This is a genomic window from Clostridium sp. (assembly GCF_016650035.1).
GTDB lineage: Bacteria > Bacillota > Clostridia > Clostridiales > Clostridiaceae > Clostridium_AD.
Map to the genome: position 1 here is coordinate 1 of NZ_JAENWM010000134.1, position 7,171 is coordinate 7,171.

Below are 7,171 nucleotides of genomic sequence, written 5' to 3' on the forward strand. Positions count from 1 at the left end.
ATAAAGTTGCTAGGTTAGAGGAGTCTCCACAGGATGTTGCTACAGAGTTCTTAAAAGAACAAGGACTGATAAAGTAATTTAGGAAATCTATAAAAAATGCTGTATTAGAATACTTATAAGTATTCTAATACAGCATTTTTTTATTGTTTGATTCTATTTAGACATGAAGTCTTTACCACGGTGTAAATCAATATCATCTAATTTTATTGTTCTTAGTGAACCTGCAATATTTTGTTCTAAGGCTAACTTTCCATATTTAGCTACTTCATTTTTATCTTTTCTACCATGATTAAGAGAAGCAGCACCTCCAATACATCCACCGGTGCAAGCCATTCCTTCTATGAAATTGACGGTTGATCTATTGAATTTTAAGAGTTTCAAGGCTTTATCACATTCAATAAGACCGTCACAACTTATAGGCTTGAATTCTAGATCAGTATTAGACTCGTCAACTAAATGTTTTACGGCTTCGGTAAGGCCGCCAGATTTAGCAAAGATTCTTCCATAAAAAGAAGCATTATTTAATGGAAGTTCCTCGCACTCAGTTATATCTATTTCGAAAGCATCAAGCATAGCCTGGAGCTCTTCAAAAGTCATTACGTAATCAGTAATTCCTTTTATATCAGACTTATTTATTTCCATTTTTTTAGCTGTGCAAGGTCCTATAAATACAACTTTAGCTAGTGGATCTGTGTTTTTAATAAGTTTAGATATTGCTATCATAGGTGAAACCGTGCTTGAAACATGTTTACCAAGTTCGGGGTAATTTTTTTTAATGAATGAAACAAAAGCTGGGCAACAAGAGCTTGTCATAGTTTTGAGTTCCTCTATGGTTTCTATAAATTCACTTGTTTCATGCTGTGCTACCATATCTGCACCAAGGGCTACTTCTATGACATCATGAAAACCTAATTGTTTTATACCGGAAACTACTTGTCCAATTTTGGCATATGTAAATTGGCTAGAGATTGCAGGTGCAATGATAGCATATACATGTGCGTTTTCATCTTCTTTTGCTTCAATCAATGCATTTGTAATATCTACTACTGATGATTTATCCATAATTGCACCGAAAGGGCATTGATAAACGCAGGTACCACATTGTATACATTTACTATTATCGATTACTGCCTTTTTGTCTTCATCAATGCTTAAGGCTCCGGCGTTACAAGACCTTATGCAGGGTCTCATAACATCAGAGATTGCATTATAAGGACAAGCATCTTCGCATTTACCACACTCAATACATTTATTTGGGTCTATGTAAGATCTTCTATTTATAGATTGAATTGCACCAACAGGACATACTTGAATGCATTTGTGAGTTAAACAACCTCTACAGGCTTCAGTAACCCTAAATCTCTGTATTGGACATTCATCACAAGCAATATCAATTACTTCAATAACGTTTTTATTCCTCTTATTTCCACCCATTATAAGCTTTATTCGCTGACCTATAATTGCTCTTTCCTTGTGAATACAACAACGGGTTCTTGCTTTAGGTCCGGGAACAAGGACTTTAAATAAGTTTTTACCTTCTTTTTTCAGAGTTCCTTTGCGGGCAAGTTTAACTACTTCTCTTATTACCTCATATTTTATGAGTTGTATATCATTATCAAAAACCTTCAAGTTTATCACTTCTTTCCTAAAAATTAGTTTTATTCTATTAAATAAAATCCATATGTTAAAATACTATCACTATGTTAAACAATCGGCAAGTGGGTAATCTTAGCATCCTTCAATATAATATTAGGTATACCTTTACAAATACATATTTAGAAATTTTTATGAATATAGTTAAATTAATAATATAATTCCAAATAAAAATGTTAATGAAATATGTACAAGTGTCTATTTTTGTGATAATATATATTTATAATATTCGGATAATACAATTAAAATATATGTAGAAAGGCAGATAGCTATGAGTGATAAATATATGAATGAGTTAATTAAAAAGTTCGAAAGTAATTTTGATATTGAGTATAACAGGCAGATAGGTGGAATTAACTTTGATTTTGCTGGTGTGTTTGATCAAAGAAGTATTAAATATATGGTTATGAAAGCAGCAGAGGTATACGCTTATAAGACTCATGAATATGTTTTTTACAAACACATAGATGATGAATTTCAGGTTACTGACCTTGTTAAAATTAAATCTCTATTACATGAAAATGTAAATGATATTGTTAAAATGGATTCAGAGCACATGGCTAGTGTTATCACTTTTATATTTTCTTCAACTGAAAGTCCAGATTTAGAAACTCAAAAGGCTATAAGAAAGTTTAAGTATTATAAAAGCTTCTTATTAGGATTTAAGGGATGGGTAAATGTAAAATTAATTTTTATAAATTCGGATACTAACAAAGTTATTACTAATAAATTTGCTAAGGGAAATGAAAAGTTTTTTTCCACTAAATGAGCTAATATAAATTTTTTTAAATTTATATAGATATTTTATAAAAAGGGGGAAATTATATGAATTCAGTAGTACTTATTTTAGGGACAATCGTTATTTTTTTATTTGCTTACTCTACTTATGGCGCTTGGCTTTGTAAAAAATGGGGTATAGATGTTAAAAGACCAACCCCAGCACACACGAGAGAGGATGGGGTAGATTATGTACCAGCTCCGGCACCAATTTTACTCGGTCATCATTTTTCTTCTATTGCAGGCGCAGGTCCAATAGCTGGACCTATAGGTGCAGCAGTATTTGGTTGGCTGCCAGTTGTATTATGGATTATTATAGGTAGTATTTTCTTTGGTGGGGTTCACGACATGGGTGCATTATTTGCATCAATTAGACATGATGGTAAGTCAATAGGCGAAGTTATTAATGTCAATATGGGTAGAACAGGTAAAATATTGTTTGCATGTTTTGCATGGCTAACACTATTACTTGTTATTGCAGCATTTACATCAATATGTGCAAGTACTTTTGTAAGTACACCTTCAGCAGGTACATCTTCAATATTATTTATGATTTTAGCTATTAACTTTGGCTATTTCGTATACAGAAAAGGTGTAGGCCTTGGGTTAAGTAGTGTAATTGGCGTTGTTTTACTATTTTTATGTATATGGCTTGGATTACTTTTCCCATTAGCTTTATCATATAATACATGGGTAATTGTATTGTTAGTGTATATTTCAATTGCTTCTATTGCACCAGTATGGATACTTCTTCAACCTAGAGATTATTTAAATTCATTCTTATTATATGCAATGCTTATTGGAGCAACGCTTGGAGTAATAATTGAACATCCAACTCTTCAATTACCAGCAGTTACTTCCTTCAATTTAGGAAATGGTAATTTATTATTCCCAATGCTATTTGTAACAGTTGCTTGTGGTGCTATTTCTGGATTTCATTCACTAGTAGCTTCAGGAACTACTGCTAAACAATTATCAAGTGAAAAAGATATTAAGCTTATAGGATATGGTTCAATGCTTATAGAAGGAGTACTAGCTATTGTAGCTATTATCGCTGCTTCATACGTTGGAGCCGATAAACTTACTGAATTATTAAAAGGTGGAGCTGTAAATGTATTTGCAGATGGTATAGGTAATTTCATGACCAGCTTTGGAATACCATTTGCAGTAGGTAAGAGCTTTACTGCACTTGCAATTTCAGCCTTCGCACTAACATCCCTGGATACAGCAACAAGACTTGGAAGATTTATATTCCAGGAAATGTTTGATAATGGAACTGAAGATGGGAAAGCTCCAAATATGCTTGCTAATAAGTATGTTGCAACCGCTATAACAGTTGTATTTGGTGGTGCATTAACATTTAAGGGTTGGCAGCTAATATGGCCAATATTCGGTGCAGCTAATCAACTATTAGCTTCATTAGCATTATTAGCTGTTGCAGTATTCTTAAGAAATATAGGAAAAGAATACAGGATGGTAGTTTTTCCAACAATATTTATGTTCTTTGTTACACAAATTGCTTTAATTCTATTGATAGCTAACAAGGCTAAGGACTTCGGATCAAACTGGTTGTTAATTATTATAGCTTGCATTCTATTTGTACTAGCAATAGTGCTAATGGTTTCTGGTATAAAAGCATTAACTTCAAAGATCGGTGATCTAGATAAGAACGTTAAGGCATAAAAATATTTTTAAGAATATAGTATATAAAGTATAAATGATAAAGCTAACGCTGTGTAGAAAATTGAAATTTGCTTAAGGTTAAATTTCAAACTATACTGAGTTAGCTTTATACATATTTGAACATTAATTTATAAATTAGAGGTGATAAACTTTGGATAAATATACAATAAAACATTTTATAAGAGATTTAAAGTTGTTCTTTCAAGGAGCTACAGATTTTAATAGAAAATCTAAAGCAATCCTTGAAAAAGAAGCACGAGACGAAATGGATAATTTTATTCTTTTATGTTTTGCAGATACTCTTGGACTTCCATTCCCAACTTCCTATTATGCACTGGAGCTATTACCTTATATAGCAGACGATTTAGAAAGTTGGCAAAGAAGAATGATGGATAGAAAATCAATATGGGGAGAAAAATGGGGAGATTATGATTTAGATGCTTAAAGAAAGAGGGGATATATATGAATAAAATAGTTTTTTTCGGAGGAAAGGGTGGAGTCGGTAAAACCACATGTTCAGCTTCTTTTGCCTTAAACTCTGCACTAAAAGGAAAAAGAACACTTTTAGTTTCAACAGACCCAGCACATTCTATTTCAGATATATTTGAAAAGTCCATTGGAAGTAAAATAATAAATATAGATAAAAATTTAGATGCATTAGAAATTGATTCTAAGGTAGAAAGCAAAAAATACATGGATGGTGTGCGGGTTAATCTTAAAAATGTAGTAAGTCCTATTATTGTAAAGGAAATAAAAAAGCAGATAGATGCAGCAGCAGTTTCGCCTGGTACTGAAGAGGCAGCTCTCTTCGATAAGATGATAGAAATAATAAATGAAGAAAGTAGTGAGTACGATCAAATAGTTTTTGATACTGCACCAACAGGGCATACTGTAAGGCTTATGTCGCTACCAGAGCTCCTAGGAGCATGGCTTAAATCTCTTATTGCTAAAAGAAAAAAAGCATTAGGTATAATGCAAATGGCAAATAATGCAGGTAAAAAGAATCAGGATGAAGCTTCTAGTGACGAGGTAATCAAGATTCTTACAAAACGACTTAAAAATATGGAAAATGCAAGGGAAATAATAACTGATAATAACAGGCTCAGTTTTATATTCGTTTTAAATGCTGAAAAGCTTGCTATAGAAGAAACTGTGAAAGCTATAAAAATACTAGATACATATAAAATCAAAGTGGATAGTTTGATTGTTAATAGAATTTTACCAGAGAATAGCGTGGATGAATTTTGGATAGGAAGAAAAGAACTTGAAAATAAATATCTAGAGGAAATTTATAATGTATTCAAAGGTAAAAATATTATAAAGATTCCTATGCTTAGCTCGGATATGAGGGCAGATAATATTAAAGATGTAGCCAGGTATTTTTAAAACCATTACCACGCAGCCATTATGTGCTGCGTGGTAATGGTTTTTAGTCTTTCAATAAAAAAGTCTTAATCCTGTTATAACTATTTTCGGCGCAAATAACTACAAATATATCTTTTTCTTTAAATATAGTAGCTGGTCCTGGAGAAAGTATTAATTTTTCGTCTCTTCTTATTCCAATTATAGTTGCACCAGTATTTTGCCAAAATTCAACTTCGGATATAGTTTTACCTAGGATACTAATTTCAGATTGTATCTCAAACTCAAAAGGTATGAAAGGATTACTATTTTTAAATCTACTAGAATAATCTATTAGTTCATCAATGGTATATTCTATACTTTTATCAAGTTCTTTTTTCTTTTCAAGTAAATCTATAATATCTTTTTTTAGAGAACTCATAGAATCTATATCTTTGAATTCATTTATAAATTTCAAACAATTATCTGCGGAGTTTATTACTATTCCACTGCCTTTTGTAACTTTAACTATATCCATGTCACTTAAAAGAGTTATAGACCTTCGGATAGTTTCTGGTGACACGTTATACTGACTTGCAAGTGAAGACCGACCGTATAGCTTATCACCTATAGAAAGATCCCCTGATAGTATTCTATTAGTAATATCAATAGCTATTTTTTGGTATATAGGTTTTAATGTAGATTCATTTGGCATTTTTGATTTTATCAAAAGCAATATTATACTTTCGATAAATCCCCCCTTCAAGGTATAATAATTTCACATTAAGTATACACCGGTGCCACCCACGTGGCAAGTGGCAAAGTAGTAAGTTGCAAATTTTAATTAAAAAAAAATACATTATTACCCACGAATCGCATAAATCAACATGACATTTCAGTCGTATAATGCATATTATTGACTAATTACAGTAATAATAATAAAGTATTAAAAATTTACTGTAAGGAGACTTAAAATGAAAAAAACATCTTTACGAATGAAAATCTTAAGTGGAATGTTATGCACAGGCTTAGCACTTTCATCCACAAGTATTAGTTTTGCTGCAGTAAGAGATAGTGGCAATTTAAATGAAAAACTTGCGACAAGTATGGATTTTAAAGTTACTGTGGATAAGGAAAAGACGGAACAAGTAAGACATGCAGAGATGAAGGGCACACTTGAGGATGTAATTAAAGAGAGTGTACAGTTAAATGTTATTACTGCAGATGAAGGAAAAAGAATTTTAGATCATGTGGCCACAAAATCAGACAAGAGAAGTGGCGATGACAATGAATGCAAAAATTGTAAAGGCAATAAAGGTGGATTATTTAATGAATTAGTTACTGAAAAAATTCTAACTCAAGAAAAATCCGATGCATTAAAAGAAAAAATGCACCTTAAGAAAACAGAAATCAGAGCTGAAGAACTACAAAATAGTTTAAATATTCTTGTAGTTAACAAAGTACTAACACCAGATCAAAAGGAAAAAGTTAAAAAAGCTATAATGACAAACGATGCGAAGAGAAAAGAAAATTATCTGAAAATGAAGGATATGAATGAAAAAGAAAAGAAAGCGTATAATAAACTGGTACCTATAGACTGGACACTTAGAAAAAAAGTGTTTGAGCTGTAGGTGCTTTTTTTGTATAATTAAATACATAGTGAGAGGTGGTAATTATGAGTAAAGTTTTATTTTCAAAAGCAGGTATATTAGCGCTC

General features: G+C 31.6%; 7 protein-coding genes. 5 read left to right on the forward strand and 2 right to left on the reverse strand.

The window, feature by feature from the left end:
- Positions 1–153: 153 nt before the first annotated feature.
- Positions 154–1,629 (reverse strand): 4Fe-4S dicluster domain-containing protein, encoded by a 1,476-nt coding sequence (locus tag JJD95_RS19090; protein WP_291644929.1) that lies wholly within the window; start codon positions 1,627–1,629, stop codon positions 154–156.
- 295 nt (positions 1,630–1,924) lie between these two features.
- On the opposite strand from JJD95_RS19090, the gene JJD95_RS19095 reads away from it, so the two are divergent.
- The 4 genes from JJD95_RS19095 (at position 1,925) to JJD95_RS19110 (ending at position 5,499) form a co-directional block, all read left to right on the forward strand.
- Positions 1,925–2,422, forward strand: coding sequence for a hypothetical protein (locus tag JJD95_RS19095; RefSeq protein WP_291644931.1), 498 nt, complete (start codon positions 1,925–1,927; stop codon positions 2,420–2,422).
- A gap of 56 nt (positions 2,423–2,478) precedes the next feature.
- Entirely contained in the window at positions 2,479–4,113 is a 1,635-nt protein-coding gene (locus JJD95_RS19100; protein ID WP_291644932.1) for a carbon starvation protein A, read from the forward strand.
- A gap of 151 nt (positions 4,114–4,264) precedes the next feature.
- The gene (locus JJD95_RS19105; RefSeq protein WP_291644933.1) at positions 4,265–4,558 is read left to right on the forward strand and encodes a hypothetical protein; all 294 of its coding nucleotides are present in this window, start codon (positions 4,265–4,267) and stop codon (positions 4,556–4,558) included.
- A gap of 17 nt (positions 4,559–4,575) precedes the next feature.
- Entirely contained in the window at positions 4,576–5,499 is a 924-nt protein-coding gene (locus JJD95_RS19110) for an ArsA family ATPase (protein WP_291644935.1), read from the forward strand.
- Between the two features lie 43 nt (positions 5,500–5,542).
- On the opposite strand, the gene JJD95_RS19115 is transcribed toward JJD95_RS19110, so the two are convergent.
- On the reverse strand, positions 5,543–6,169 hold the full coding sequence (locus tag JJD95_RS19115) for a TrkA C-terminal domain-containing protein (RefSeq protein WP_291644939.1): 627 nt from the start codon (positions 6,167–6,169) through the stop codon (positions 5,543–5,545).
- 259 nt (positions 6,170–6,428) lie between these two features.
- On the opposite strand from JJD95_RS19115, the gene JJD95_RS19120 reads away from it, so the two are divergent.
- Positions 6,429–7,085: a hypothetical protein gene (locus tag JJD95_RS19120; protein WP_291644937.1), complete on the forward strand. Its 657-nt coding sequence runs from the start codon at positions 6,429–6,431 to the stop codon at positions 7,083–7,085.
- Positions 7,086–7,171: the final 86 nt, after the last annotated feature.